Annotated in this window: 21 protein-coding genes and 1 pseudogene; 11 read left to right on the forward strand and 11 right to left on the reverse strand. The window is 68.7% G+C overall.

Features of this window, described 5'->3' with window-relative positions; genetic code table 11:
- Window positions 1-101 precede the first annotated feature (101 nt).
- Entirely contained in the window at window positions 102-545 is a 444-nt protein-coding gene (locus MKK82_RS02315) for a DMT family transporter (RefSeq protein WP_243984548.1), read from the reverse strand.
- Between the two features lie 503 nt (window positions 546-1,048).
- Window positions 1,049-1,273, reverse strand: a complete 225-nt coding sequence (locus tag MKK82_RS02320) for a hypothetical protein (RefSeq protein ID WP_238291172.1) — start codon at window positions 1,271-1,273, stop codon at window positions 1,049-1,051.
- A 1,097-nt stretch (window positions 1,274-2,370) separates the two neighbouring features.
- Here MKK82_RS02320 and MKK82_RS02325 point away from each other — a divergent pair.
- The 3 genes from MKK82_RS02325 to MKK82_RS02335 all read left to right on the forward strand — a co-directional run bounded on the left by MKK82_RS02325 (window position 2,371) and on the right by MKK82_RS02335 (window position 7,176).
- Entirely contained in the window at window positions 2,371-5,331 is a 2,961-nt protein-coding gene (locus MKK82_RS02325; protein ID WP_373323374.1) for an ATP-binding protein, read from the forward strand.
- Between the two features lie 372 nt (window positions 5,332-5,703).
- Window positions 5,704-6,333 carry a lytic transglycosylase domain-containing protein gene (locus MKK82_RS02330; RefSeq protein WP_238291174.1) on the forward strand — a complete coding sequence of 210 codons (630 nt, stop codon included), beginning with the start codon at window positions 5,704-5,706 and terminating at the stop codon, window positions 6,331-6,333.
- A gap of 642 nt (window positions 6,334-6,975) precedes the next feature.
- On the forward strand, window positions 6,976-7,176 hold the full coding sequence (locus MKK82_RS02335; protein WP_238291175.1) for a hypothetical protein: 201 nt from the start codon (window positions 6,976-6,978) through the stop codon (window positions 7,174-7,176).
- 348 nt (window positions 7,177-7,524) lie between these two features.
- Here MKK82_RS02335 and MKK82_RS02340 read toward each other — a convergent pair whose 3' ends face one another.
- The 5 genes from MKK82_RS02340 to solA all read right to left on the reverse strand — a co-directional run bounded on the left by MKK82_RS02340 (window position 7,525) and on the right by solA (window position 12,030).
- Complete coding sequence (locus MKK82_RS02340) at window positions 7,525-8,304, reverse strand: amino acid ABC transporter ATP-binding protein (protein WP_279602676.1); 780 nt, start codon at window positions 8,302-8,304, stop codon at window positions 7,525-7,527.
- 4 nt (window positions 8,305-8,308) lie between these two features.
- Window positions 8,309-9,169 carry an amino acid ABC transporter permease gene (locus tag MKK82_RS02345; RefSeq protein WP_238291176.1) on the reverse strand — a complete coding sequence of 287 codons (861 nt, stop codon included), beginning with the start codon at window positions 9,167-9,169 and terminating at the stop codon, window positions 8,309-8,311.
- On the reverse strand, window positions 9,166-9,915 hold the full coding sequence (locus MKK82_RS02350; RefSeq protein ID WP_238291178.1) for an amino acid ABC transporter permease: 750 nt from the start codon (window positions 9,913-9,915) through the stop codon (window positions 9,166-9,168). The genes MKK82_RS02345 and MKK82_RS02350 overlap by 4 nt, the downstream gene beginning before the upstream one ends.
- Window positions 9,916-9,952: 37 nt before the next feature.
- Entirely contained in the window at window positions 9,953-10,795 is an 843-nt protein-coding gene (locus MKK82_RS02355) for a transporter substrate-binding domain-containing protein (RefSeq protein WP_238291179.1), read from the reverse strand.
- Between the two features lie 71 nt (window positions 10,796-10,866).
- On the reverse strand, window positions 10,867-12,030 hold the full coding sequence (gene solA, locus MKK82_RS02360; RefSeq protein WP_238291180.1) for an N-methyl-L-tryptophan oxidase: 1,164 nt from the start codon (window positions 12,028-12,030) through the stop codon (window positions 10,867-10,869).
- Between the two features lie 177 nt (window positions 12,031-12,207).
- On the opposite strand from solA, the gene MKK82_RS02365 reads away from it, so the two are divergent.
- From MKK82_RS02365 to MKK82_RS02375, 3 genes are all read left to right on the forward strand, one after another.
- On the forward strand, window positions 12,208-13,161 hold the full coding sequence (locus tag MKK82_RS02365) for a GlxA family transcriptional regulator (protein ID WP_238291181.1): 954 nt from the start codon (window positions 12,208-12,210) through the stop codon (window positions 13,159-13,161).
- 556 nt (window positions 13,162-13,717) lie between these two features.
- Window positions 13,718-14,119, forward strand: a complete 402-nt coding sequence (locus MKK82_RS02370; protein WP_238291182.1) for a hypothetical protein — start codon at window positions 13,718-13,720, stop codon at window positions 14,117-14,119.
- A 977-nt stretch (window positions 14,120-15,096) separates the two neighbouring features.
- A complete protein-coding gene (locus MKK82_RS02375) occupies window positions 15,097-15,477 on the forward strand; it encodes a hypothetical protein (protein ID WP_238291183.1) in 381 nt (126 codons plus the stop codon).
- Window positions 15,478-16,005: 528 nt separating this feature from the next.
- Here MKK82_RS02375 and MKK82_RS02380 read toward each other — a convergent pair.
- Window positions 16,006-16,950, reverse strand: coding sequence for a LysR family transcriptional regulator (locus MKK82_RS02380; RefSeq protein ID WP_238291184.1), 945 nt, complete (start codon window positions 16,948-16,950; stop codon window positions 16,006-16,008).
- A 131-nt stretch (window positions 16,951-17,081) separates the two neighbouring features.
- Between MKK82_RS02380 and MKK82_RS02385 the strand changes: the two genes are divergently transcribed.
- From MKK82_RS02385 to MKK82_RS02405, 5 genes are read left to right on the forward strand one after another with little or no spacing between them, the layout of a single operon-like run.
- Entirely contained in the window at window positions 17,082-18,446 is a 1,365-nt protein-coding gene (locus MKK82_RS02385) for a 2-hydroxycarboxylate transporter family protein (protein WP_238291185.1), read from the forward strand.
- 18 nt (window positions 18,447-18,464) lie between these two features.
- Window positions 18,465-19,322, forward strand: a complete 858-nt coding sequence (locus MKK82_RS02390; protein ID WP_238291200.1) for an HpcH/HpaI aldolase/citrate lyase family protein — start codon at window positions 18,465-18,467, stop codon at window positions 19,320-19,322.
- A complete protein-coding gene (locus tag MKK82_RS02395) occupies window positions 19,319-20,560 on the forward strand; it encodes a CaiB/BaiF CoA transferase family protein (protein WP_238291187.1) in 1,242 nt (413 codons plus the stop codon). The genes MKK82_RS02390 and MKK82_RS02395 overlap by 4 nt, the downstream gene beginning before the upstream one ends.
- A 23-nt stretch (window positions 20,561-20,583) precedes the next feature.
- Entirely contained in the window at window positions 20,584-21,513 is a 930-nt protein-coding gene (locus MKK82_RS02400) for an amidohydrolase family protein (protein WP_238291188.1), read from the forward strand.
- Between the two features lie 14 nt (window positions 21,514-21,527).
- Window positions 21,528-22,985 carry an MmgE/PrpD family protein gene (locus MKK82_RS02405; RefSeq protein ID WP_238291189.1) on the forward strand — a complete coding sequence of 486 codons (1,458 nt, stop codon included), beginning with the start codon at window positions 21,528-21,530 and terminating at the stop codon, window positions 22,983-22,985.
- 94 nt (window positions 22,986-23,079) lie between these two features.
- Here MKK82_RS02405 and MKK82_RS02410 read toward each other — a convergent pair.
- The 3 genes and pseudogenes from MKK82_RS02410 to MKK82_RS02420 form a co-directional block, all read right to left on the reverse strand.
- Window positions 23,080-23,217 (reverse strand): annotated as a pseudogene (locus tag MKK82_RS02410) (IS630 family transposase); the annotation flags it as partial.
- 76 nt (window positions 23,218-23,293) lie between these two features.
- Window positions 23,294-23,761, reverse strand: coding sequence for a BLUF domain-containing protein (locus MKK82_RS02415; protein ID WP_238291190.1), 468 nt, complete (start codon window positions 23,759-23,761; stop codon window positions 23,294-23,296).
- Window positions 23,758-26,115 (reverse strand): EAL domain-containing protein, encoded by a 2,358-nt coding sequence (locus MKK82_RS02420; RefSeq protein WP_238291191.1) that lies wholly within the window; start codon window positions 26,113-26,115, stop codon window positions 23,758-23,760. Before MKK82_RS02420 ends, MKK82_RS02415 begins: the two co-directional genes overlap by 4 nt.
- Between the last annotated feature and the right edge of the window lie 480 nt (window positions 26,116-26,595).

Here is a 26,595-nt window from a genome sequence, read left to right on the forward strand (position 1 = left end):
GATTTCCCACCCCTGCCGCTGATCGTACCGAGTTCTCGCCATAATGGATTGGTGCTTTGAGTATTGAGCTGCGGATAAGACGGATTTGAGGGGGACAGCGATCAGAACAGGGCGACAAGTGCCGCCCCGGCCACCATGAGTAAGCCACGCAGGATCCGCCAGACGCTGGCAGGATGTCGTTCGAAGCTAACCCAGCCAAAGTTGTCCAGCACGATCGAGGTCACCACGCCGGCTGTGACGAGGATGCCGCGGAATGGGGCGGCTCCGATCTGACGGGCCACGAGGAACTGAGCCAGGATGATGCAGCCGCCGAGGATCCCGCCGAGCCACGCCCACCACGGCATCGCCGCAGCCTGAGCCGCCGTCGGCCAAGCGAGCTTGCCTGAGAGAAGGCCGACGACGAGAATGCACGTCGCGGTGCCGGCGATCACGACGAGGCCGGCGGTCAGAGACTCGTCCAACCCCTTTGAGAGAGCACCGTTCTGCCCTGCCTGGATGGCATTGGCGACGCCAGCCAGCAGTACGAAGGCGTAGAGGTACCACATGGCTGAGATCCTATCCGGTGAGATCTCATAGGTAGGGCGAACCAGCAGGACGCTGCGCACGCTCGCCAGCGGCACGAGGTCTTGCGCCCGGGCCCCGCCTCCAGCGCCGGTCCTGACCCGGTCGTACTTGCGGCCGATGGTATCTCGTACACGGCCTCGGAGGGCTGGCTCAGGGAATCGGCTGACGGCAGCGAGAATGTCGGCGGCGGGTCTGGTCCGGACGAAGGGTCGGGCGCGTCGGCGGTGCAGCGTTCGAGCGCCGCCTGCGGGTCGACACGCCTTCGACCTTGGCCGCGAAGCTTGGCCGTGAGGGAGGAATCGCGCGAGCGCTTGATCGTGCGCAGCCGATGCGGCCGGAGCCGGTGGGCTGCCCCGGATCCGCTGCACGGCGCGCAACGCGATCGCGACGGAGGGAGAGGCTCCTCGCTGACGTCGCACGCCCTCTCCTCATCAGCGCCGCAGTGCCACCGCCCCGGCATATCGGCCTACTCTGGTCGTTCGTTTCAGGAGCGGGCGATCCGTTTGATCGCAGCGGTGATCTCGTCGCGGAGCAAGTCGTCGTCGAGCTCCGGGTCGTCGAGGTCGAGATCCGCCGCGCGAGCGGCATCCTTCAGGCGGGCAATCTCGTCGGTGACCCATTCATCAAGGCCGCGGTCTCGCCGAGCGGAGCTGTCGTGGACGTTCGCGGCGATCCAGTCCCGCATGAAGCTCGATGCCTGTTCGGCCACGGTGGTTCTCCTGTCTGGCGCTACGCATACGCGATGTAGGGGGCCGACGATCCGCGTGAGGATCAGGCGGGCCTGCGCGTCGCGATCCGCCGCCTGACGGTGGATCAGGCGGGCAGGGGCTTCGAGAGGGCCATTCCGATCGCAGGTGTCTGCGGCGTGGCGCTCGTGCGGAAAGGGCTCGACGCGGCTGGCATCCCGTCTGGCCCGGTCTTTCGGCCGGTCTGGCAGTCGGGGCGGGTGCGAGCCGTGGACGAGTTGCCCACCCCACCGCGCGTCACAGACCGGTCCGCCGCCAGCATCCCACGGGACTACGGCCCGGCCGCGAGGCTCGATGCCTCAACCTTCCAGGTCCACTCCCTGCGAGCCGGCCGCATGCTGGCCATCGACGCGGCGCGCGTGACGGTCCGGGACATCACCAGTCGCGCGGGCATGCCTCTGGCTGGATGACTTGGCCACACCCACTCGAGGTCTGCTTCCGGGCTGCCCGCAGGGACGGCTGGAAGACTGCAGGGGGCGCGAAGCCGCCGGACGAGGCTGACGCCGTGCAGGGCCTCCCTCCTGCAAGCACCCGGCTCTCGAGCCGCCCTGGTTGCATCCGAAACGACATATGGGTTGTTGCGGCAGGAATGGGGGCCAGCCATGGTCCACCCATGAGCCAGCAGGATACCGCAGCCCAGATCCTGTTCGCCGGCAAGGGCGAGATCCAGCGTCTGGCACGCGACCTCGACTGGTCCGCGACACCGCTTGGCCCCGTGGCGGGCTGGCCGCAGAGCCTCCGCTCGACGGTGCGCACGCTGCTGTCCTCCCAGTACCCGATGATCCTGACCTGGGGACCCGCGTTCACGCAGATCTACAACGACGCCTACGCCAAGCTGATCGGCGCAGGGCATCCGGCAGCGCTGGGCGGCGACATCCGCACCACGCTGGCGGCGAGTTGGGACACACTCGGTCCGATGATCGCCCGCGTCATGCGCACCGGCGAGGCGAACTGGACCCCGGCCCTGCCGCTGCTGATGGAGCGGGCGGGCTACCGGGAGGAGGCCTACTTCAGCGTCTCGCACGCGCCGGCCGAGGACGACGACGGCCGCATCGTCGGGATGCTGGCCGTCTGCAGCGAAGTCACCGCGCAGGTCGTCGGCGAGCGTCGGCTGGGCTTGCTGCGCGATCTCGCGGCCAAGGCCGGCGAGACCCGCAGCGTCGAGACGACCTGCGCCGACATTGCGGGCGCGCTCACCGACGACCGGCTCGACCTCCCCTTCTCGCTCCTCTTCCTGCGTGAGCCGGATGGCGGCCTACGGCGGGCCGCGGCGACCGGCATCGGCGCCGACCATCCCGAGGCCGCGCCGGCGGGCGCCGCGTGCTGGCCTCTCGCGCGCGCGCTCGCGGGAGAGGTCGTCTCGGTCGATGGACTGGCCGATCGTCTCTCGCTGCCGGCCGGCTTCTGGGCGGATCCGACCGACAGTGCCCTCGTCCTCCCGCTCGCCGGAGAGGCCGGCTCAGTTGCGCTCGGTGTCGTCGTGCTCGGCGCGAGCCCGAGCCGCGCACTCGACGAGGATTACCGCGGCTTCCTGCAGATCGTCGCAGGCCAGATCTCGACGGCCCTGCGCAATGCCCGCGCCCACGAGGAGGAGCGGCGCCGCGCTGAAGCGCTGGCCGAACTCGACCGCGCCAAGACCCAGTTCTTCTCCAATGTCAGCCACGAGTTCCGCACGCCGCTGACCCTGATGCTCGGCCCGCTGGAAGAGGTGCTGGCGTCCGACCGCCTCGAAGAGCGCGCCCGTGCCGAGCTGGACGTGGCCTACCGCAATGCGCTGCGCCTCCTGCGCCTCGTCAACACGCTCCTCGACTTCTCGCGCGTCGAAGCCGGTCGCGCCCAGGCCACCTTCGCTCAGGTCGACCTCGCCGCCCTGACGGCGGACCTTGCCAGCACCTTCCGCTCGGCAGTCGAGCGCGGCGGGCTGAGCCTGCGGGTCGACTGCCCAGCGCTGCCCGAGCCCGTCTTCGTCGACCGGGACATGTGGGAGAAGATCGTCCTCAACCTGCTCTCGAACGCCTTCAAGTTCACCTTCCAGGGCGGCATCGCCGTCCGGCTGGAGCCGACGCCGGGCGCTGTCCGGCTGACGGTCACCGACACGGGCGTCGGCATCCCGGCCGAGATCTTGCCGCGCATCTTCGAGCGCTTCCACCGCGTCGAGAGCAGCCGCAGCCGCTCGCACGAGGGGTCGGGCATCGGCCTCGCGCTCGTGCGCGAGCTCGCGGGCATGCATGGCGGTACCGTCGCAGTCGAGAGCCGGGTCGAGCGGGGCACCACCTTCACCGTGACGGTCCCAACCGGGCGAGAGCATCTGCCACCGGATCGGATCGCGGACGCGCCCGAGGCCCTGCGGCACGGCGGCCATGCCCGAGCCTACAGCGAGGAGGCTCTCCGGTGGCTTCCCGACGGGACCGCCGTGACGAACGTCGTCCCGCTGCGACGTGAGCTCGAATCTCGGCGCGACGCACAGGAGCGCGCGCGCATCGTGCTGGCGGACGACAACGCCGACATGCGCGCCTATGTCCACCGCCTGCTCGGGCTCGATCATGAGGTGGTCTCCGTCCCCGACGGTGGGGCGGCCCTGGCCGCTCTCCGCGAGGCGCCGACCGACCTGCTCCTGACGGACGTGATGATGCCGGTGCTGGACGGCATGGCGCTCACCCGTGCGGTGCGGGCCGACCCGGCCCTGCGCACCGTGCCGGTCATCATGCTCTCGGCCAGAGCGGGCGCTGAGGCCGGCATCGAGGGATTGGAGGCCGGCGCGGACGACTACCTCGTCAAGCCTTTCTCGGCCCGCGAACTGCAGGCGCGCGTCAGGACGAACCTCGAACTGGCGCGCCTCCGGCGAGAGACCGAGGAACAGACTGCGCAGGCCCGCAAGATGGAGGCTGTCGGCCAACTCACGAGCGGGGTGGCGCACGATTTCAACAACCTGCTGGCCGCCGTGATGGGCTCGGTCGAGCTGGCCGAACGCCGGGTCAGCGACGAGCGCGTCCTGCGCCTTCTGCACAACGCCTATCAGGCGGCCAAGCGCGGCGCGGCGCTCACCGAGCAGCTTCTCGCCTTCTCGCGGCGGCAGCGCCTGGAGGCGCGCTCGACCGACCTGAACGGTGTGCTGTCCGGGATGGCCGACCTCCTCCACCGGACGCTCGGCGGTACGGTCGCCGTCTCGACGCGCCTTGCTGCCGACCTCTGGCCCGCGATGGCCGATCCGAATCGGATCGAGCTCGCGGTACTGAACCTCGCCGTGAACGCGCGCGACGCGATGCCGAAGGGAGGCGAGCTCCGGATCGAGACCGCGAACTTCGCGGCTGCCGAGCCACGCCCGGCGGCCCTCCCGCCCGGCGCGTTCGTTCGCCTGAGCGTGACGGATACCGGGGAGGGTATGCCGCCCGAGGTCCTTGCGCGCCTGTTCGAGCCCTTCTTCACGACCAAGCCCCAGGGCCAGGGCACCGGGCTCGGCCTCGCCCAGGTCTACGGCACGGCGAAGCAACTCGGGGGCGAGGTGACGGTGGACAGCCGCGTCGGTGAGGGCACGCGCGTGGCGCTGTACCTGCCCCGGGCCGCGATGGGCGTGGCGCATCCGGACGCCACCTCCGCAACGCTGCCGGAGGCGTCGGGCGGCCTGCGCGTCCTGCTGGTGGACGACGACGGCCAGGTGCGATCCACGGCGGCGGCGATGCTGGAGGAGATGGGCCATACGGTCATCGCTGCGAGCTCCGGCGCGGAGGCGTTGCGCCTCCTTGCAGGCCAGGACACGGTCGACCTGCTCGTGGCCGATCACGCCATGCCGGGGATGACCGGGAGTGCGCTGGTGACCCGGGCTGCCGCGGACCGGCCGGCCCTGCGCGTTCTGCTGATGACCGGCTACGCGGAGGCCGCGGCCCTGCCGGACGCGGCTTTGGTCCTGCGCAAACCGTTCACCTTCGCGGACTTGGCTCAGGCGGTGCGGCACGCGCTGACGGTCGACGGCAGCCACGTCCTGCGATTCGCACGGTGTGGCGAGCCGGCGGCGAGCGTCTGATCGCCGGAGCTGGACACTGACTGGTGCAGGTGATGGGAGGCTGCCTCTGTCGCTTCACCGCAATCAACAGGGCAGGCCCTCCGCAGGGGGGCGATCGCTGACCAAGTTCCCTGCGCTGTGTGGTAGCCTGCTCCTAAATCGGCCTGTTTTCAGGATGATCACCCTGAATGCAGGTGGGGCAGTGCTTTTAAGGCAAGAATGCAGGATCTATCGCCGATCGGTAAGCGTGAATTCTGGGCGCGGGCCGATCGCAGCGCCGCCCGCAGGCGCGTGCGGTCGCTGGTTCTGAGGAGCAGCAGGCCCGCTGTCCTCATGGCGGCGGCGTGTCTCGGAGCCGCGCCGACGCTCCTTCCTCCGCAACCTGAGCTCGGAGTGGTTGCTCCGGTCGCCGCCGTTCCAGTCCCCACCCCGCGGCTGCCCGGCATGGTCGCGCTCATGTCGGCCGACGGCGCCATCGCCAATTTCGTCCAGATCTACCTGACGGCCGTGAACGCGGCGGCAGCGATCCCCCAATATGTCGGGACGCTCCAGGACACGTGGCTGAACGCCTTCTACGGCGACAAACAGCGCCTGAAGCAGTTCATCGAGCACACGGCCGACGCCAACGGCTTGCCGGGAGATTTTTTCCTGCGGCTCCTGCAGCAGGAAAGCGGGCTTGATCACCGCGTGGTTAGTCGCGCCGGGGCTCAGGGCGTGGCGCAGTTCATGCCCGCGACGGCAGCCGAGCGCGGTCTGGTGGATCCCTTCGATCCCTTCGAGGCGATACCGAAGGCGGCCGAGTTTCTGCGCGAGCAGCGGGCAGCGTTGGGCAGCCTGGGCATGGCGGCGGCCGCCTACAATGCGGGCCCGCAGCGCGTGAGGAACTGGCTCACCGGCCGCTCATCGCTGCCGCAGGAGACGAGGGCCTACGTCGCCAAGATCACGGGTCGTTCCGCCGACGACTGGCGGCAAGGTGGTGACCTGCTCGCCATCGCCGAGCCGGGGGCCCGGAACGGCTGGTGATTGCGACCGCAGGGTCGCGACCTCGCCTCCGGCAACCGGTTCACGAACGTGGCGCTGAACCGGGGGAGGGCGACGGCGCGGGCGGACGGGCGCGTTGACCGGTTTCGCGGTGAACACCCGCTCGGCTGACCGATCGTCACGCCCTTCTGCCGAGCGTGATCCGGTTTGCCGCGCGGGACGGTACGCTACCGATCCGCCGCGGCACCGATCTGGGCTCTCGGGTCGGCTGGCGCACAAGGCGCTCGAAGGGCCCGCCGTCGACGCCGAGAACGCGGGCGCCTGAGGGCCGCATCGCGCAAGCCTTGCGGAGCGACGGCGGAATTCGGACGCGCCGCACGATCGGCACGACGCGCGGCTTGCCGCACTCCGCTTTCCGGCGTCGAGCGGCCCCGGGATTGTCAGGACCGCGAGGCGTTGGAGTTCGTCTGAAGGGAGGGGATACGACATCCTTCAGAACGCGAACCGCATTCGTGCGGCGTCGAGCGTGGGACATCCGGAGTCGGACACGGTCTGGCCGGTCAGGCTGAGTTCGCCCCCGGCGACCCGCATTCTCCACCGCGACGTCCAGCAGAGCCACGGGAGCACAGGGCCAAGGCGCGGAGCAGCCTTGGCACCGCCGAGCACGCGTGGCATGACTCCGCCATGAGCGACATCGAAACGAACATCCACCCCTACACGCTGGAGGTCCTTCCTCCGAAAGAAGATGGCGGAGCCTACAATTGGGCAATCCGCAAGCACGGCAAGCTCGCCCAGCGTTCTGATCGCAGCTATCCGAGCGAAGCGAAAGCTCAAGCCGCTGGCTTGGCTACGATCGAGAAGCTGTTGAGCGGCTCGGACCGGTGACTCCGGTTTCCTGAGAGGATCGGGGCTGGCTGCCGCGCCTGAGGCGTTGGCGGCCAGCAGCGGACAGACGGGAGGGCGTCCGTTCGAGGACGTAGGGCTGAGCCGCAGGCCGGGCCGTTCCCGGAGCGCGCCAGTCAGCCACCTCGATATCCGCTTCCGTCGTCGCCCTCGATGCTCCCGTGCTGAGGCTCCTCCTGCTCCTCGCTGTCGAAGGCACCCATGTCACCGGGTTCCGACTCGCCGGGCGAGCGGGACCCCTGGGGTCGTCCGGACACCTGGCACGAACACGCCTCCGCGGCGGAGGTTCGGCCTCAGGGCCGGGATGCGGGGCACTGCGCGACAGGAGAGTCAAAGCACCTGCGACAGGAACCGGCGGGTGCGCTCGTCCTGGGCGGAGGCGAAGAACGTCGCGGGCGGCCCGTGCTCCACGATCACGCCGCGATCGGTGAAGTAGATGTGGTCGGCGACGTCGCGGGCGAAGTTCATCTCGTGGGTGACGAGCATGCAGGTCATGCCCTCCTCGGCGAGTTCCCGGATCGTGACCAGCACCTCCTTGACCGTCTCCGGATCCAGGGCGGCGGTGACCTCGTCGAACAGCATCACGTCGGGCCGCATCGCCAGCGAGCGGGCGATGGCCACGCGCTGCTGCTGCCCGCCGGAGAGTTCGCCGGGATACGCGTCCTCCTTGCCGGCCAGCCGGACTTTGGCGAGCAGGATGCGGGCCCGGGCCTCGACCTCGCGCCTGTCCTGCCCGAGGACGTGGATGGGGGCCATCATCACGTTCTGCAGCGCGGTCTTGTGCGGGAACAGGTTGTACTGCTGGAACACCATGCCGACCTTGCGGCGCAGCGCCAGCTTGTCGAGCCGGGGATCGGTGACGTCGATCCCCTCGACCTGGATCGAGCCGGCGCTCACCGGCACCAGCGCGTTGACGCAGCGGATCAGCGTCGACTTGCCCGAGCCCGAGGGGCCGATGATGCAGACGACCTCGCCCTTGCGGACGTTGAAGCTGATCCCCTTCAGGACCTCGAAGGACCCGAAGGATTTGTGCACGTCGGCGAGGCGGACGATCGGCTGATCGGGGGTCCAGCTCGGGGGCGGGGTGGCGGCCAGGGTCGCGCGCGTCATGGTCTCAGCGGGTCTCGAAGCGGCGTTCCAGGGCTGCGGTGAACCGGTCGATCGGGTAGCAGTAGAGAAAGAAGCAGAGCAGCGCGAAGCCGTAGAGCGGCGCGAACAGCTCGGGGCGGCCGCCCTCGGCCGCGTGCACCTGCGCGGTCAGCGTCAGCATCTCGGTGACGCCGACGATGGAGGCCTGCACGGTCGCCATCGCGATGAGCGCGTAGACGTTCATCCAGGGCGGCAGCATCCGCTTCGTGCACTGGGGCAGGATGATGCGCCACAGCGTCTGCCGCCGGGTGAAGGCCAGGGACTCGGCGGCCTCCCACTGGGTGTTCGGCACCGAGCGCACCGCGCCGCGCACGATCTCGGCGACGTTGGCCATGACCGGCAGGCTGAAGCCGAAGGTCGCCTTCACCCAGTCGGGCAGCGGCACGCGGATGCCGAACACCGTGACTTGGAACGGCACCAGGAACATCACGAAGAACAGCAGCACCAGCCAGGGCACGTTGCGGAAGACCTGCGTGGTGCACCACGCGAGGCGGGGGAGGATCCACCCCTCCGCCAGCATGGCCAGCCCGAGCCCGATGCCCGCCACCGTCCCGATCGCCATCGCCATCAACGAGATCGCGACGTTGAAGGCGAAGCCCGTGAGCAGGAGGGGCGCCCACTTGATCACGACCTCCAGGGGCGACAGCGCGCCGCCGCCGCCCTGCGCCCAGGCCGGGACGGCGACGAGGGCGAGGCCGGCGAGCAGCCAGAGATGGGCCGGGCGCAGGCGCACCGCCGCGCGGTCCTCCGGGAGCGCGAAGGGCAGGAGGACCGGCAGAGCGCCCGGTCGCGCCTCGCCCGGGCCGCGCGGATCCGGAACACTCATCGGCCGTATCCCGGGATCCGCAGGGCGCGCTCCCAGCGGTGCATGATCCAGACGAGCACGCCGACCAGGACCGCGTAGGTCGCCAGCAGCACGAGCATCATCTCCAGGACGTTCTGCGACTCGGACCAGATCTGCTTGACCGCGTACAGGGTCTCCGGGACCGCGATGGCGTAGGCCAGCGTCGTGGTCTTCAGGAGGTTGATCAGGTTGTTGTTCAGGGCCGGCAGGCAGACCCGCAGGGCCAGCGGCAGGACGACGTGGCGGTAGGCCTTGAAGCGGGTGTAGCCCAGGGCCTCGGCGGCCTCGATCGTGGTCCGGGGCACGGCCTCGATGCCGGAGCGGAAGATCTCGACGTTGAACGCGCCCGCGAACAGCGACAGCGAGATGATCGCCCACTGCACATTGGTCAGGATCGGCGCGCGCAGGCCGTCCGCCGAGCGGATGTCCGGAAGCAGCGTCCCGAGGCCGAAGTAGAAGAAGAAGATCTGCACCAGCGGCGGCGTGTTGCGGAACACGACCACGAAGCCGTTGACCAGCCCCCGCAGGACGCGCGACGGCCCGCTCTGCAGGAGCGCACCGACCGCGCCGATGACGAGGCTGGCCAGGATCGTGCTGATCCCGAGGAGCAGCGTCATCCGCAGGCCGGCCACGTAGCGGTCCCAGTCGTAGGGATCGTAGAAGATGGTGAAGTTGAAGCCCGTGGTCTCGTAGAGCTGCTGGAACCACGCCTGGATCGTGGCGATCATCGCGGGCGAACGCTCGGAGCCGTCGTGCAGGACCGCATCAGTTGGTCGCGTTCTTGTACTTCTCGTGCATCGCCTTCGAGTAAGCGGTCGGCTCGATGCCCCACTTCTTCTCCTCGTTGACGATGAAGCCGGTCTTCATCCAGTCCTTGGTGGCGTCCTCGACCGCGGTCTGGAGCGTGGTGTTGCCCTGCGCCACCGCCATCATCCACGGGGCGTCGAGGATGCCCTTGAGCGGCAGCGCGTAGTTGGCCTTCCAGTCGTCGTCGAGCAGCTTACCCTGCAGCATGCTCTGGTCGTAGACGTAGCCGATGCAGTTGCCCTGCTTGAGCGCGAAGAGCGGCTTCTCGGATCCGTCGAAGGCGACGATCTCGGCCCCGTAGGTCCGCGCGACGTCCTTGTTGTACCACGCCCCCGAGGTGGCGCAGACCGGCTTGCCCTTCAGCTGCGCCCAGTCGGTGATGCCCGAACTCTTGGGCAGCAGGACGTTCACGAAGTCGGAATAGTAGTTCGGGTCGATCGCCTGCACGACGCGGCGGCGCTCCGGCTTGTCCGAGAGGGTGGCAATCAGCAGATCGACCTTGCCCTGCTGCAGGAACTCGATCCGGTTGGCCGAGACGACCGGCACGAGCTCGAGCTTCACGCCCAGCCGTTTGGCGAGGTCGGCGGCGAGGTCGGGCTCGAGGCCGATGATCGCACCGCTCGGGTCGCGGAAGCCGAACGGCTTGTAATCCGCCTTCACGCCGACGATCAGCGTCCCGCGCGTCTTGATCGCGTCGACGCCGTCGGCGGCCGCGGCCCGGCCGGGCAGCGCGACGGACGAGAGCGCCGCGAGCGCGGCCATCGCACCGGTGGACAGAAGGGTGCGGATCGTGAGGCGCATCGGATCTTTCCTGCTCGGGTCGACGGATCTTGGCATGGTTTCAGGCAATCCACGAGCCATCAGCCGGCGCATCAACTGAAACGTCCCAGGGCGAAGGGTCTGAGATCGACCGTGCCGCCGGTCCCGGCCAGTTCCGCCGCGACGGCCTCGCCGATGCCGGCCGAGTGCTTGAAGCCGTGCCCCGAGCAGGCGGAGACGACCAAGACCCGCTCCATCGCGGGATGCCGGTCGATGATGAAGCCGCGGTCGGGGGTCACCGTGTAGACGCAGGCGGCGGCCTGGACGACCTCCGGGGTCACGCCGGCCAGCCGCTCGGCGACGCGCAGCCGGTACATGTCGGCGGATTCGGAGGGGTCGACGCGACGCTCGACCCCGTCGGCCGTGGTGGTGGTGCTGTACTGTTCGGTCGCGACCTTGATGGAGCCGTCCAGTGGCGGGAAACCGTAGAGGTATTCCGTGTCGCTCGTCCCGTACATCCAGATGAAGACCGGCGAATGCGGACCGTAAGCGGTGTCATCCGCCAGCGCGTACCAGTGCAGGAGTTGGCGCCGGACGGTCAGCAGCCGGTCGAACGGGCGCCCGAGCAGCGGGGCCGTCCAGGAGCCCGCGGCCACGACGGCGCGGTCGGCCAGGATGGTCCCCTCCGCGGTGTCGATACGGACGCCGCTCCCGTCCTGCTGCAGCCCGACCACCGCGCAGTTCGTGCGGATCTCGGCGCCCGCGGCCCCCGCCCGGTGGAGCTGCGCCGCGAGGCAGCGCTCCGGGAACACGTAGCCCCCGCCCGGCTCGTAATAGGCCTTCTCGTCGCCCGCGAGGTTGAGGAATTGCGGGAACCGGCGGGCCACCGCCGCACCGTCGAGCACCTCGTGGACGATGCCGGCGCCCTCCGCGGCGCTGATGGAGCGTCCGACGAAGTCCGGCTTGCCGTGATGCGAGGAGACCCCGTGGCCCGGCGCCATGACGAGGGCCCCGCAGGCGTTCAGCAGGGTCTCGCCCGTCTCGGCCTCCAGCTCGCGCCAGATGCGGTGCGAGGCGGTGACGAAGGGGACGTAGTCGGCGCCCTCACCGACCGCCTGCCGGGTGATCCGCGTCTCGCCGTGGCTGGATCCGCGCGCGTGGGGCGGCGCGAAGCGGTCGAGGCCGATGACCGCGGCGCCGCGCTTCGCCAGCTGGTAGAGCGCGGCGCTGCCCATCGCGCCGAGTCCCAGGACGGCGACATCGTAGCGGCGGTTCACGGGCGGCGCGCCGCCGCGTCGCGGGACGGGGGCAGATCGGCAGGTCGAGGCATCCGGAGGCGGTCTCGTGCGGCACGGGAAGACGGCACCCAGTATGATGGATGCCGCGCATCGCATTTGACTGCCGGAGACGGTTTCTTGCACGGTTGAGCCGTCGGGCAGCGGGGCGCGGGCGGAATGGATGCGAAGACCGGGGACCATCCGCAGGAGATCGGGTTCATCCTCGTGCCCGGCTTCGCGCTGATGTCCTTCGCCTCGGCCTGCGAGCCGTTCCGCGCGGCCAACGATCTCGCCGGGCGGCCACTCTACCGGCTGCGCTACTTCGGCGAGGCAGAGGGCCGGGTGGCCGCCTCATCGGGAGCGGAGGTCCCCACCGAGGCGCTGCCCCGCCTGCGCGGCCCTCTCCACACCCTCTTCGTCTGCGCGGGCGGCGAGCCGACCGGGTGGGACAGGCCCGAGATCCGCGCGACCCTGCGGCGCATGGCCCGCCTCGGCGTCCGCATCGGCGGCATCTCGGGCGGCCCGTATCTCATGGCCGCGGCGGGCTTGCTGGCCGGGCGCGCGTTCACGCTCCATTGGGAATATGCCGGCGCCACGGTCGAGACCTTCCCGGACGCGCGCCTGAACCGGGCGCGCTACGTCGCCGACGGCGATCGCCTGACCTGCGGCGGCGGCGTCGCCCCCTTGGAGATGGCCCACGCCCTGATCGCCGAGCGCATGGGTGAGGCTTTCGCGCGCCGCGTCTCCGACTGGTTCCTCCACACCGCCATCGGTGCCGCCGACGACCCGCAGCGGGCCTCCGCGGCCGAGCGGTACGGGATCCACCATCCGGCCCTACTGACGGTGTTGGAGACGATGGAGAAGACGGTGGAGGCGCCGCTCGGCCGCCTGGCCATGGCGCGCCTCGCCGCGATCAGCCCGCGCCACCTCGACCGGCTGTTCCTCAAGAAGCTCGGGCTGAGCTTCTCGGCCCAGTACAGGGCCATCCGCCTCGCCCATGGACGGCGCCTGCTGCGTCAGAGCCCGCTCAGGATCGGTGAGATCGCGACCGCCTGCGGCTTCGCGAGCGCCGCCCATTTCGCGCGCTGCTACCGGTCCCGGTTCGGCTGCAGCCCATCCGCGGAGCGTTGAAACACACGCCAACGATCCCCTCGGGCTTCATCGCGGGGCGGTTCGGCGTCGGGTGCCGGCCACCGATTGGCGCCGCACCACGACGGTTAGAGCGCAGGCGATCGCATCGGTTCTGCTTCGATCGGCCGCTCGCGGGGAGCCGAAGATGGTCCTCACTTGCCGATCGCTGACGCCTGACCGGCGATCGGTGCGAGCATCCCGGCAGGATGGCCGCCGGGATGCGGCGTCGGGATGATGCCCGCGCGACCGCTGCCATCGACAGGCGGCTTCGGTTTGTCGGAGGCCCCGGCAAGTCACGGCCGAGGGGTTTCATTCGATCGCGATTGTATTCGCGCCAAAAGTGCGTCGTATATTTCGGTCTGATCGAATCGTGAAGTATTCGATAGTCGACTCATCGGCAAAAGGGAGGCGGGCAATGTGCATTCGCATCTCACACCTTCTCATCGGTGTCCCTGCGTTATATTCGTGCGTCGCAATTTCATATGCGGAGGATCTGCCGCGATCGGGAGATTATAAGATCATATATACGGGCGTGAATATGGCGCCGAGTAAACCAATGCCGATCGGCGAGAACCGCGTGGTTGCGATGAGCAATATCACGATGACTGCGGTCAATACTGAGGGCAGTGGTTTTCTGAACAACTTGGCGGGTCGCTGTGTCGGACTGGCGACCTTGGACAACGACGCCAAGACGGTGGAGAGTCACGGCCGGTGCGTCTACGCTGACGCGAGCGGCGACCAGATCTTCGAGAAGTACGATTACCCAGTGCAGGCGCAGGGTACGGGCTTGCGCGGTACGGCCGAATGGACCGGCGGTACTGGAAAATTCGCCGGCCTCTCGGGCGCTATCGAGCTGACTAATACGCGTCTAAGCCCGATGACGGACGGAATTGCGCAGGTATCTGGCACTAAGACTGGCCGATACTCATTCAATGGCACGACGTCGTCGCTGAAATGATTAAATAGCCGGAGTTAAATCTCCGGCTCCTTGTGAGGCATCTGCCGCGTGTGCTTCTCGTCGGAAGGAGAGGCCTTGGTGGGCCCCAGCCGGACTCGAACCTCCAACCGGACCGCCAGGGGCGGTCGACTCTGACCAGGGCGCTGCAGGCGCCGACGCTCGCATGGCCGGGTGCCGCCTCGCAGGTGCAGCATGTAGGCCCGGTGCTCGCTCCCGCCTTCGCAAGGGTCGACAAATGACGGTTCGCGGCCTCGCAATTTCCATTGCAAGCAAGTGTGGTCGGTGCCTAGAATGACCGCGGATCGCCAAGAACTCAGGTCAATTGAGACTGTCTCCGATCCGCGATAGGGAGGTGGTTATGCTTGCATTCGCATGCCTCTTCATAGTGCTCGCCGTGCTCGGGTCGCTCGTGGGCGCAGGCACCGTCGGGACCTCAATCGGCGCCCATCACCTGACAAGCTACGGCTGGGCGTTGTGCATCAACGCGGCAGCTATCAGCGCCCTGTTGGTGTTCAATTTCTATGATCGGCATAGATCGCGGCCTCACTGATCCGCCACTTCTGTCGACGGTCGAGCGCGGCCCCGGGCCTGCTGGAGGATGCCGGCTTGGCCGCTTCACGTGCATGTGACGCGACAGCTGATCGCTTTGGACTACGGTCTACGCGTTCTCCCCTCCAAGGCAGAACAACCTTCAGCCCGCTCGGCACTCCGCCGCAGCGGGCTTTCTTGTGCAAGCGAAAGCCGTGCGCATCTCGGCAGGATGGCCGCCGGGCCGGCGGTTTCGAGCTTTGGCGGGCCGCGGCTCGCGACCTCGCCGCCAGCAGCGGAGCTGCCCGTCATGTTGTAGCCAGCCCGGCCCCGCCGGCCGATCTGATCACCGGCTGAAGGGGTTCGGTGCCGCTCCTGACCGCGCAGGGCTCGGGACGCGACGGGACCCGAGAGGTCGCATGGAGGAGGGCCTTTCGCGGTGAGGCTCCATGGTCGGCGGACAGGCGACCCCGGAACGGGATCTGGCAGCGTCCACGCGTCAGGTGGAGCGTTCCCCGAAGGCTGGGCGGCTCGGCTTGACCCTCGTCGCGCCCTACATGACCACGATGAGAGATTTTCGAACGATCGGGACCCTGTGTGAGCTGGGGATCATCTCCGAAGACGAGGTGGGCGTGGCTGTCGAAGCCTTCCTGTCCGGCACGGTGGAAAGCGTGTTCCTCTTCCGGGCGGGCCTTCGTTTGAACCTCGTCAAAGCGGTCCGCAGTCACCCCGGCGCTCAGGAATTCGTCGGTCGTTCAAACGTCGGGATCGGACTGAAGCGCCCCTTCGTCCGCGCCGCCATCCTCCAGGCGCGACCCATGCCGCTGTGATGCTGGGCATCGATGGATCGTGCGCGCACATGGGCCGCCGCGCCTGTCAGCCGCGTGTCGATCGGCCTTTGGTCGGCGTTCGAGCCGCAGCAGGAATTCACTGCGCACCTTCCTCCACCAGCTCCGGAGCCTTGCCCCCCAGCGTGCCCTGATCGGTCCCGCGCCCAGGACTGCGATCCAGCGGGAGCGTCGGGGTGGCGAGAAGCTTCCTCTGACAGAAGCGTTAAGCCGCAGCCACAAGCAGCTGGCGGCGGACAAGAGGGATTCGCCGCCGTCAGCCCGAAGCCATTGCAGTCGTTGAGCTTTCGGCTGCCCCGGTTCCAAGCTTCGGAGCCGCGTTTCAGGGCACCCGTCGAAGCTCGGGGCTGGACGGCCCGGTCCGACCCCGTGTGCCTTGCCGGTCAGGCACGCGCCTGAAACCGGATCGGCGCACGGTCGATAAGCCGGCCTTCGGCTTTGCGCCCCATCCGGTCATTCACGGCGTTGCCGGCGGATCCTCGAAGCGAACTCCCGGGCGGCACACCCTCGTCAGCGCAGGACGGCGGCGCGATGCAGATCTTCCCGCAGTCCCGACCCGTCGAAGCCCGACGACAGTTCGGACTTGAGGGCTTCGTAGAATAGGGATGCCGCGGGCGTCAGTGACGTATTGCGGCGACGCACCAGACTGATCGTGCGGTAGATCGCGGGCTCGGTCAGCAGGATCTCAACGAGGTTGTCGCGCGCAGACGCGCTTCTGAGTGCCGCCGGGAGAATCGCGGCGCCAATGCCCGCCGACACCAGTGCCAGAGCGGTGGGCGTGCTCTCGACCACGAACCGGCCGCGTGGCGGCAAGTCCACGGCTGCCAGTTGAGCCTCGACGCGTGCCCGGTTGCCGCTGGCGCCGCCGAGGGTCACGAGATCCGTACCGGATAGATCGGTCCACCGGAGCGCACGCCGTCCGGCCAGGGGATGGCTGCGGTGGCAGATCAGCACGAACGGATCCCGCACCAGCCGATCCTCGACCAGATCGGCATCGGCCTCCTGCTGGATGTGGATCCCGAAATCCGCCTCACCCTTGCGCACGGCTTCGGTGACCAGCGCGCCGGAGCGTTCGAGGATTTGCACCCGGTTCTGCGGGTGATCGCGCGCGTAGGTCTGCAGAACCGCCGGCATCCGACGGAAGGCGATGGATTGGACGGTCGCGACCGTGACGTCGCCGATGCCCAGCCGGGAGGTCGTGCGCAGGCGTTCGACGTCGTGGGTGAAATCGGCGATCAGCCGCGTGGCCAGAGGCAAGAATTCGCAGCCCACGGCACTGAGGCGCACGGTCCGCGTGGTGCGGTCGAGCAGCACCGCGCCGAGGAAACCCTCAAGCTTCTGGATCCGCCGGGTGAGTGCGGTCTGAGTCAGCCCGAGGCTCTCGGAGGCCCGGCGATAGCTGCCAAGCTCAGCGATGAGAACGAAGGCCTGAACGCCGTCGACGGGGAGTTTCATGCCGGAAAGTCATGAATTAGTGCGATCAATTCATTTTACTCGAAGACGTCGTCGCGGGACAAGGCGAACGGGGCGACGCCTGCCCAACACAATGCGACTCCGGCTGAAAACGGGGCGATGCGGAGGAAACGATGACTGCGCATGCCGCTGCCGGGTCGCCGGTCGCGACCTCGACCCGTTCGATGCCGGCGCCGAAATCCTTCTGGACACGGACCATGGAAACGCGGGTCGGCATCATCCCGCTGCCCGTCTATGTCCTCTTGCTGGCCCTCATCGCTGCCTTCGCCATCAGGGGTAAGATCTCGGGCGAGGTGACGGTGATGATCGCCGTCCTGGTCGCGGGCGGCTTCACCTGCGCCGAGATCGGCCGGCGGATCCCGGTGCTGCGGGCGATCGGCGGGTCGTCGCTGGTGACGATCTTCCTGCCCTCGTTCCTCGTCGCCCATCAGCTCTTGCCGGCGCCGCTCGTGCAGTCGGTGACGACCTTCACGAAGGCGACGAACTTCATCTACCTGTTCATCACCGCCGTGGTGGTCGGCTCGATCCTGAGCATGGACCGGCGGGTGCTGATCCAGGGCTTCGCCAAGATCTTCGTGCCTCTGGCGCTGGGTTCCCTGACCGGCCTCCTCGTGGGCGGAAGCGTCGGCTGGCTCGTCGGCATCGGCTTCTGGCGGTCGATCCTCTACGTCGTGGTGCCGGTGATGGCTGGGGGCGTCGGCGAAGGCGCAATCCCACTCTCGGTCGGCTATGCGGAGGCGCTCGGCGTGGATCACGGCGGGATGCTGGGACAGATCCTGCCGCTGGTCTTCTTCGGCAACCTCGTCGCCATCATCTGCTGCGGCGCTCTCAACACCCTGGGGAAGCGCCGCCCGGACCTCACCGGCAACGGCCGGCTCCAACCCTCCGCCGAGGGAGACACGGAGGCCGACCACGGCGCGGTTCACCGCAACACCTCCGGGATCGACGTGGCGACCGTCGCGGCCGGCGGTATCACGGGCATCGCCATCTACGTCTTCGGCACGCTGATCCATGCGTGGGTCGGGCTGCCCGCGCCGGTGGCGATGCTGTTCCTCGTCGTCCTCGCGAAGCTGCTGCGGGCGGTGCCGGCCTCCCTGGAAGAAGGCGCCCGCGTGGTGTTCCGCTTCTTCGTGGTGGCGGTGACCTACCCACTTCTGTTCAGCACCGCGGTGGCGCTGACTCCCTGGCACGAGCTGGTCGAGGCGTTCCACCCGGCCAACCTCGTCACCATCGTGGCGACCGTGCTCGCGCTGACCGGCACCGGCTACGCCGTCGGGCGCTGGCTCGCCATGTACCCGATCGAGACCGCGATCGTGAACGCCTGCCACAGCGGCCTCGGCGGCACGGGCGACGTGATGATCCTGACCGCCGCCGAGCGGATGGAGCTCATGCCCTTCGCGCAGGTCGCGACGCGGATCGGAGGGGCGCTCACCGTCACCGCAGCGATCCTCGCGATGGTCCATTTCAAGATCGTCTGATGGAGGCGCGCCGTGCTGATGCGCTCGAAGCTGTTCGTTCCGGCGTCCCGTCCCGAGCTGTTCGCGAAGGCTGCCGCAGGCCCCGCCGACGCCCTCTCCTTCGACCTCGAGGACGCGGTGCCGGAAGCCCGCAAGGACGAGGCGCGGGAAACCCTCGCTGCCTACCTGCGGGAAGCGCACGTCGATCCGCGCAAAGTCGTGGTGGTTCGCGTCAACGGCCCGGGCACGGTGCACTTCGTCTCTGATCTGGAGGCGGTGGCCCTTCCGCGCACGGACCTCATCAACCTGCCGATGGTCGAGGACGCTTCCGCCGTCAAAGATGCGGCCACCCGCCTCAACAGCCTGGATCCGGCGGGTCGCATCCGCCTCCTCGTCAACATCGAGACACCGAGAAGCCTCCGCCGAGCGGCGGACCTCGCCTGCGCGCATCCCCGCGTCGCCGGCCTGCAGATCGGGTACGCTGATCTGTTGGAGCCCTGCGGCATCGACCGGCACGACGAAGCCGCCCTCGCCCAGATCCGCGTCGCCGTCCGGCTCGCCGCCGCCGAGGCCGGCCTGCCCGCCTATGACGGGGCCTTCGCGGCGGTGAGGGACCCGGGGGCCTTCCGCGCCGAGTGCGAGGCCGCCCGGCGGCACGGATTTGCGGGCAAGACCTGCATCCACCCTTCCCAAGTCGACATCGCCAACCCCGCCTTCCTGCCCAGCCCGGACGAGGTGGCGTGGTCGCGCCGCATCCTCGCGGCCGCCGCCGAGGCCGAGGCGCGCGGGCTCGGCGCGATTCTCGTGGACGGGCGAATGATCGACTCGCCCTTCCTGGCCCGCGCCCGCGCCGTCGTGGCGCTGTCCGATCTCCACACCGCGACGGAAGTCCCATGACGATGCGCGAACTGCACCGGCGCGACTACCGACCCGAGGCCCGGGGCATCCTCGACGGCGTGCGCATCCTCGACCTCTCCCGCCTCTTCGCCGGCAACGTGCTGACGCAGATGCTCGGTGATTTCGGCGCCGAGGTGATCAAGGTGGAACCCCCAGAGGGCGACACCCTGCGCGCCTGGAAGACCGAGGGTGTCGAGACCCACTGGAAGATCTACGCGCGCAACAAGAAGAGCCTCTGCCTGTCGCTGCGCGATCCCCGCGCGGTCGACGTCATCCGCGCCCTTGTCCCCTCCTGCCGGATGCTGGTGGAGAGCTTCCGGCCGGGGGTTCTGGAAGCCATGGGCCTGTCGCCCGAGGTCCTGCACGCCCTCAACCCTGGGCTCACGATCATCCGCATCTCCGGCTGGGGGCAGGACGGGCCCTACGCCCAGCGGCCCGGCTTCGGCACGGTGATCGAGGGCTTCTCGGGCTTTGCCGCCATGAACGGCTTCTCCGATCGCGAGCCCGTGCTGCCGCCGATGTACCTCGCGGACGGCGTCGCCGGGCTCACCGGCGCCTCCGCCGCGATGATCGCTCTGCGCGAGGTTGAGGTGAATGGCGGCCTGGGGCAGGTGATCGACCTGCCGCTCTTGGATCCGCTCTTCGCGATCCTCAGCCCGCAGGCAGCCAATTACCGGCTCACCGGCAAGGGCAAGCCGCGGACCGGCTCGCGCTCGACGAACTCGGCGCCGCGCAACGCCTACCGTTGCAGCGACGGGCTCTATGTCGGCCTGTCGGGCTCGATCCAGAAGATGGCCGAGCGCCTATTCCGGGCGATCGGCCGTCCGGACCTCGTGGACGACCCGCGCTTCCGCACCAACGCCGACAGGCTGCGCCATGTGGACGAGCTCGATGCGATCATCGGCGCGTTCATCGCGGAGCGGACGCAGGACGAGAACGTCGCTTACTTCGAGGCGGCCGAGGTGACCATCGGGCCGATCAACGACGCGCCCAAGCTCGTCGCCGATCCGCACGTGGTCGCGCGCGAGCTCATCGCCGACTACCCCGACCCCGACATGGAGCTCATCCCCATGCACGCCGTCGTGCCGCGCCTGCACGACCGGCCGGGTTCAATCCGCACCCCCGCGCCCACCCTCGGCCAGCACAACAGGGAGCTGCTGGGACAGATCGGCATCGCGGGCGAGGCTTTTGACGAGCTGGTTGCCGCAGGCGTGGTCCGCGGCCGCAGCGCCCGCTGACACCGATGACAGGGAGGATGGGAATGCCCACGCTGACACGCCGCGGCTTCGTCGCGGCTGCCATGGCCGGTATGGCTGCGGCCGACCGGGCGCGCGCCGCCGACGGATCGGTGCCGAACTCTGCCGGGACCGAGCGGCCGGGCCATCGCGCGCCGGCCAATGCCTGCGATTGCCACTTCCATATCATCGACGCGCGCTTCCCACCGCCGGACTCGCCCAAGCCCCCGGGCATGACTTTCGACGATTATCGCCTGCTCCAGGCTCGCCTCGGCACGACCCGCGCCGTGCCGGTTCAGCCGAAGAACCACGGCACCGATCCGACCTGCCTCCTCGACGCCCTCGCACGCTTGGGCGGGAACGGGCGCGGCATCGCCGTCCTGCATCCCGACGTCACCGACGTCGAGCTGAAGCGCCTCGATGCCGGCTCCGTACGCGGCCTCCGCTTCAGCGTCTGGAATCCCAACGACACGGTGGCTCCCATCGCCACCATCGAGCCCCTGGCCAAGCGCATCGCCGATCTCGGCTGGCACGTGCAGCTGCATATGTCCGGTGACCAGATCCGGGAGAATGAGGCCCTGCTGAACCGGCTGCCCTGCCCCATCGTGTTCGACCATATGGGCCGCCTCGACCCCGCCAAGGGCCCGGACGGCCCTGCCTTCGCGACCATCGCCGGCCTGGTCGAGAAGGGCCGGGCCTGGGTGAAGCTCGCCGGCGCCTACCTCAACACCGAGGCCGGCCCGCCCGGCTACCCGGACGCGACACGCACCGCCCAGGCCTTCGTACGCCTCGCCCCCGAGCGCCTCGTCTGGGGCAGCGACTGGCCGCACGTCACCGAGAAGCACAAGCCCGACGACGCGGTGCTGTTCGACCTGCTCTCCGACTGGGCCGGCAGCGAGGCTGCCCGCGACAGGATTCTCGTCGACAACCCGGCGAAGCTCTACGGCTTCGCCTGACGGGAGAGCGGTCAATGCGGATCCCAGCCGATCTCTCCCGCCGTCAGGTCGCCGCGTGGTTAGCCGCCGGCGCAGCCCTTGCCGCCGCACCGGCAAGGGCCGCCTCCGGTGAGGAGCCTCCCCTTGCCGACCGGCTCGCAGCCTACGCCCATGGCCTGCGGTTCGAGGATCTCGACCCGGCCACGGTCGAGACCGTGAAGGTCCATCTCATCGACGCGCTGGGATGTGGGCTCGCCGCCCTCGAGGCCGGGCCCGTGCGGATCTGCCGGGCGATCGCGCTCAGCGACGGGGCGGGTGCCGCGACGGTTCTCGGCACGGACCGGCGGAGCAGCCCGGAACTCGCGGCCTTCGCCAACGGCGTCGCCATCCGCTACGAGGATTTCAACGACGTCTATGTCGGCCGTGAGCCCGGTCACCCCAGCGACACCATCGCAGCCTGCCTCGCCGTCGCCGAGGCGGAGGGGGCCACCGGCCGCGACCTCATCGCTTCGATCGCCCTCGCCTACGAGGTCGATTGCCGCCTGCTCGATGCCGCGGAGGTGACGGGACGTGGCTGGGATCATCCGGTCTACAGCCTGCCCGCCTCGGCGCTGGCGGCGGGCCGGCTGATGCGGCTCTCGCCGGAGGCCCTGACCCAGGCCGTCAACCTCGCGATCAACGGCCATATCGCGATGAACCAGACCCGCGTTCAGACGCTCTCGGACTGGAAGGGCGTGGCCGATGCCGAGGCGACCCGCGCAGGCGTCTTCGCCGCGCGCCTCGCCCGTGCCGGCCTCACGGGCCCGGCGCCGATCTTCGAAGGGCGTGCCGGGTTCTTCAAACAGATCTCGGGCCCGTTCGCCGTCGATGTCGCGGATTTCGGTGGGGAGGGGCGCCCCTTCCGGATCGCGCGATGCGGGATCAAGCCGTACCCGGCGCAGGTCTACTGCCTGACCGCGATCCCGGCGGCCCTCGCCATCGCCGCCGGTGCCGGTGGCGTCGACGCCATTCGAAGCATGCGCATCGACACGACGCGTCTCGGCTACGTCACCGCCGGCCGAGACCGCGAGAAGTGGCGCCCGACGACGAAGGACACCGCCGACCACAGCCTGCCTTACATCGCGGCGCGGGCAATGCTCGACGGAGCCATCACCAACGACAGCTACTCCCCCGCCAAGCTGCTCGATCCGTCCCTGCTCGCCCTCATCGACAAGATCACCGTCGCCGAGGATCCTGCGCTCACGGCGATGCAGCCGGAAGCGGTGCCGAACCGGCTGACCGCGACGCTGAGGGATGGGCGCGAGATCGTGAGGCAGGTCGATGACGTGCCGGGATTCGTGGCGCGGCCGATGACCCGGGACGACGTCGAGCGCAAGTTCCGCATGAATGCTGGCGAGCGTCTCGATGCGCTCAAGGTGCGTCGCGTCCTCGACGCCTTCTGGACGATCGATGAACGACCCGGCCTGGCGGGCCTGCTCGCGTCCCTGTCCTGAGCATCCCGACGATGCGCGGCCACTCCGGCAGGCACCGCCGTCGCGCCCGCGCACGACCTATCGCAGACGGTGTGACCGCTCGTGCCCCGGCCCAGACGGAGGGCTCAGGAGATCGATTGACGGCGAGGATGTCGGCGGCGGGTTCGGTCCCGACGAAGGGTCTGGCACGCCGGTTGTGCTCGGCGACGTAGCGTCCGATCGCGGCCTGCAGGTCGACGGCACCCGTGAAGGAGAGCAGGCCGAACTCTGCGGTGACGGCCTGCAGGTCGAGGGTATGCCGAGCGCAGAACCCGGAGGTCCGGATGCGTTCAGGCTACGAACTGCTGCGCCGAGCCACTCGCGTGCTGCTCAGATCGGATGAGGGCCGTCATCAGCTTCATCGCGGTTGCTGCGGCATCGGCCAAATCCGTGTCGTGTTCAACGCGGTCAAGCAAAGCCTCGGAATCCGCGGCTGGCACCAAGTGGCTCATCGACCAATCGCCGAAGGCTGACTCTAGGACGGGTCCACACTCAACCACCTCGACGTTGCTGTGGCGCAGATCACAGCAGATGCGGTCGAAGGCCGCTTCCACAGCGAACGTCGGACCCTCCAGCGCTTGCACGAAGAACAGACCTGTGAACATCAGCGCGCCCGTCACGCCCGCTTGTCCGTTCTGATGCCGCGAGACGGTCAGGATCCGATCGATGTGCCGCTGCACTTCCTCGGCCGTTCCAGCGATCGCACAGCGGCTCCGGTAGACCAGCCGAAACAGGTCGGGGGTATCCAGCGGATTCATGCAGCCTCGCGCGCATCCACGAACGACAGGAACTCAGCCAGCGGCAGGGGCCGGCTCACGTGGTAACCCTGCACCTGATCGCAGCCTTCCGCCGTCGTAAACGCGAACTGCTCCGCCGTCTCGACGCCCTCGACCGTGATCGCCATGCCGAGGCACGTCCCCATGGTGATGATGGCCCGGACGATGGCAGCGCTCTCCGCGTCGCCCGGAAGCTGACGCACGAAGGACTGGTCGACCTTGATCTTGTCGAATGGGAAGCGGCGAAGGTAGCTGAGCGAGGAGTAGCCCGTCCCGAAATCGTCCATTGAGATGCTCACGCCTGCCGCGCGCAGTCGCGTCAGGGTGGCAAGCGTTCGCTCCTCGTCGGCCAGCAACACGCCCTCGGTGATCTCCAGCTCCAGTCTGTCCGCGGCGAGGCCGGATGTGGTGAGAGCTGCTTTCACCGTGTCGGCGAGGCGTAGGTCTCGGAACTGCGCCGGCGAGAGATTGACGGCAACTCGGATGTGCGCGGGCCAGCGGGCGGCCTGGGTGCAGGCCGTGCGCAGGACCCATTGTCCCAGCGGCCCGATCAGCCCGGTCTCCTCGGCCAGCGGGATGAAGTCGGCGGGCGAAACGAGGCCGCGCTCCGGATGCCGCCAGCGCACCAGGGCTTCCGCTGCGGTGATCCGGCCGGTCCGCGCATCGACGAGGGGCTGATAGTGCAGCTCGAATTCCTGCACCGCGATGGCGCGCCGCAGGTCAGCCTCAAGATTGCGCCGGGCCCGGACGCGAGCATCCAGCGCGGGATCGAAGCGGCGGAACGTGCCCTTGCCGTCGGCCTTGGCCTTGTAGAGCGCCAAGTCGGCGTTGCGCAGGAGTTGGCTGGGCTCCAAGCCGTCTGTCGGCGCGAGGGCGGCGCCAACCGAGGCGCCAATATTGACGAGCTGGCCCTCGATCAGGAACGGGCGGCCGATCAACTCGACGATGCGAGTGGCAAGGGCGTGGACCGCCTCTGGACCGGCCACGGCTTTCTGCAGGACCGCGAACTCGTCCCCGCCCAGACGTGCAACCACGTCGTGCGCGCCGAGCGCTGCCTTGAGCCGCCGGGCCGTCTTGCGGAGCAGCGCGTCACCCAGGCCGTGACCCAGCGTGTCGTTGACCAGCTTGAACCGGTCGAGATCGAGAACGAGGACGGCGAAGGTTTGATCCTGCTTCCGGCAGGACGCGGCGTGGCACGCCAGCAGGTCGTGGAAATGAGCCCGGTTGGGCAGGCCTGTCAGCGGGTCCGAATAAGCCAGGGCGCGCATCTTCGACTCCGTCTGCAGGCGCTCCCGCTGGTCACGTACGGCCAGCACAGTCTGGAGCCCGCTGCCGAGCGGAACTTCGCTGCGCAGCACGCGCACCGGTACGCGTTGCCCATCCGGGCCGATCAGCTCCGCCTCGCGCTCCTCGCGCTCAGGCAGCGTCGTCAGGCTCAAGCCCGGCAGGAGGTCCGAGAGGCGACGGCCGCTCAGTGCACCCGCCCCGACGCCCGACAGGTGCTCCAGGCTCCGATTGGCGGTCTTGATCACGTCGTCGCGGCAGACGGCGAGTCCCTCCACGGCGAGGTTCGCTAACTCGCGCAGGCGTTCCTGGTCCCGGCGCGCTTGAGCCCGGGCATTCAGGGTGAGGCGCAGTCCAACCACGGCCAGCGCCAGGAGGCCGAAGGACACGCCCGCCACGACCGGTGCGATGACGTCCGGCGCAAGAGCGTGGGGCGGCAGCGAACGCTCGGGATCAAAGGTCAGCGTCATGGCCGCCATGCCGCAAAAATGCAGGACGGCGATGGCGCCAACCAACAGCGGCGCCCCAATACGTCGAAGATCGCGGCGGCGCTCGCCCGTTACGACAATGGCCACGCCGAACATGAGCAGGCTCGTCGGTATGGACACGGCCAGCAGGGACCTGTCCCAGCCGACGGTACCGGCGACGAGGTAGGAAGCCGCGCCGATGTAGTGCAGCGCCGTGATGCTGCTGCCCAGGAGAAAACCGATGACGAAGCGATGGGTCCGCTTGCGCTGGCCGATCGCGAGGGCGACGCTGATCCCGATGCCGGCGATGGCGATTAGGAGCGACAGGGCCGTCAGGTAGGGATCGAAGCCCGCGGGCATGCCCGGCCGGAAGGCCAGGAGCCCAATCATGTGGGTGGCCCAAGCGGTGCAGCCTGCCGCTACGATGCTGGCACCGGCCCAGAGAGTGGCGGATCGGCCTTCCGAGCGCGCCGCATGCGTCGCGACAGAGAACGAGCCGTAGACGCCGACGACGCAGATCCCGGCAGCGAGCAGGATCAGCTGATGATCGTGCGCCTGGGTAAGGCACGTATAGACAGATCGCATAGCAAGCTCCGCGAGCTGCAATCTGACTGCGATCCGTTAATTAAAATTGTTGGCTGCATGGATTTGGCGGGGCGCGGGACTAGAAACATGACTTTCACAGATCTATGTTTCGCAACTTAGGTTAGTGTTACAAACAATTACTTATCATTGAGCGGTGGCCGCCGTGGGCGGTCGCGGCTCGTTCCCTGGTCAAGGCTCGTTCCCTGGTCGCGCGTTCGGGAACACGGTCGGCGCAGACCCTGCCGGTCGGCCATGCGTCTGGTGGAGTGACGCCACGCCCAACGTATGCATAGCCTTGCCCTACCATGACCGCCTTCGAACTCATTCGCGCACTGGCTTACGACGCCGCCATCGGCATCGTCGTCACCGATACGGTGGTCGATCAGCCCGGGCCGACCATCCTGTACGCCAACGCCGCGTTCGGTCAGCTTGTTGGGCGAGATCTGTCCGACATCGTCGGGCAGACCCCACGCTTCATGC

It is taken from the genome of Methylobacterium sp. E-046 (assembly GCF_022829625.1).
Lineage (GTDB): Bacteria > Pseudomonadota > Alphaproteobacteria > Rhizobiales > Beijerinckiaceae > Methylobacterium > Methylobacterium longum.

Coding starts and splice junctions, on each gene's coding strand:
- MKK82_RS02315 (WP_243984548.1), bottom strand. CDS start 545: ATGTGGTACCTCTACGCCTTCGTACTGCTGGCTGGCGTCGCCAATGCC.
- MKK82_RS02325 (WP_373323374.1), top strand. CDS start 2,371: ATGCTGGCCGTCTGCAGCGAAGTCACCGCGCAGGTCGTCGGCGAGCGT.
- MKK82_RS02335 (WP_238291175.1), top strand. CDS start 6,976: ATGAGCGACATCGAAACGAACATCCACCCCTACACGCTGGAGGTCCTT.
- MKK82_RS02340 (WP_279602676.1), bottom strand. CDS start 8,304: ATGACGCGCGCGACCCTGGCCGCCACCCCGCCCCCGAGCTGGACCCCC.
- MKK82_RS02345 (WP_238291176.1), bottom strand. CDS start 9,169: ATGAGTGTTCCGGATCCGCGCGGCCCGGGCGAGGCGCGACCGGGCGCT.
- MKK82_RS02350 (WP_238291178.1), bottom strand. CDS start 9,915: ATGATCGCCACGATCCAGGCGTGGTTCCAGCAGCTCTACGAGACCACG.
- MKK82_RS02355 (WP_238291179.1), bottom strand. CDS start 10,795: ATGCGCCTCACGATCCGCACCCTTCTGTCCACCGGTGCGATGGCCGCG.
- MKK82_RS02365 (WP_238291181.1), top strand. CDS start 12,208: ATGGATGCGAAGACCGGGGACCATCCGCAGGAGATCGGGTTCATCCTC.
- MKK82_RS02370 (WP_238291182.1), top strand. CDS start 13,718: ATGCCGATCGGCGAGAACCGCGTGGTTGCGATGAGCAATATCACGATG.
- MKK82_RS02375 (WP_238291183.1), top strand. CDS start 15,097: ATGGTCGGCGGACAGGCGACCCCGGAACGGGATCTGGCAGCGTCCACG.
- MKK82_RS02380 (WP_238291184.1), bottom strand. CDS start 16,950: ATGAAACTCCCCGTCGACGGCGTTCAGGCCTTCGTTCTCATCGCTGAG.
- MKK82_RS02385 (WP_238291185.1), top strand. CDS start 17,082: ATGACTGCGCATGCCGCTGCCGGGTCGCCGGTCGCGACCTCGACCCGT.
- MKK82_RS02390 (WP_238291200.1), top strand. CDS start 18,465: ATGCGCTCGAAGCTGTTCGTTCCGGCGTCCCGTCCCGAGCTGTTCGCG.
- MKK82_RS02395 (WP_238291187.1), top strand. CDS start 19,319: ATGACGATGCGCGAACTGCACCGGCGCGACTACCGACCCGAGGCCCGG.
- MKK82_RS02400 (WP_238291188.1), top strand. CDS start 20,584: ATGCCCACGCTGACACGCCGCGGCTTCGTCGCGGCTGCCATGGCCGGT.
- MKK82_RS02405 (WP_238291189.1), top strand. CDS start 21,528: ATGCGGATCCCAGCCGATCTCTCCCGCCGTCAGGTCGCCGCGTGGTTA.
- MKK82_RS02415 (WP_238291190.1), bottom strand. CDS start 23,761: ATGAATCCGCTGGATACCCCCGACCTGTTTCGGCTGGTCTACCGGAGC.
- MKK82_RS02420 (WP_238291191.1), bottom strand. CDS start 26,115: ATGCGATCTGTCTATACGTGCCTTACCCAGGCGCACGATCATCAGCTG.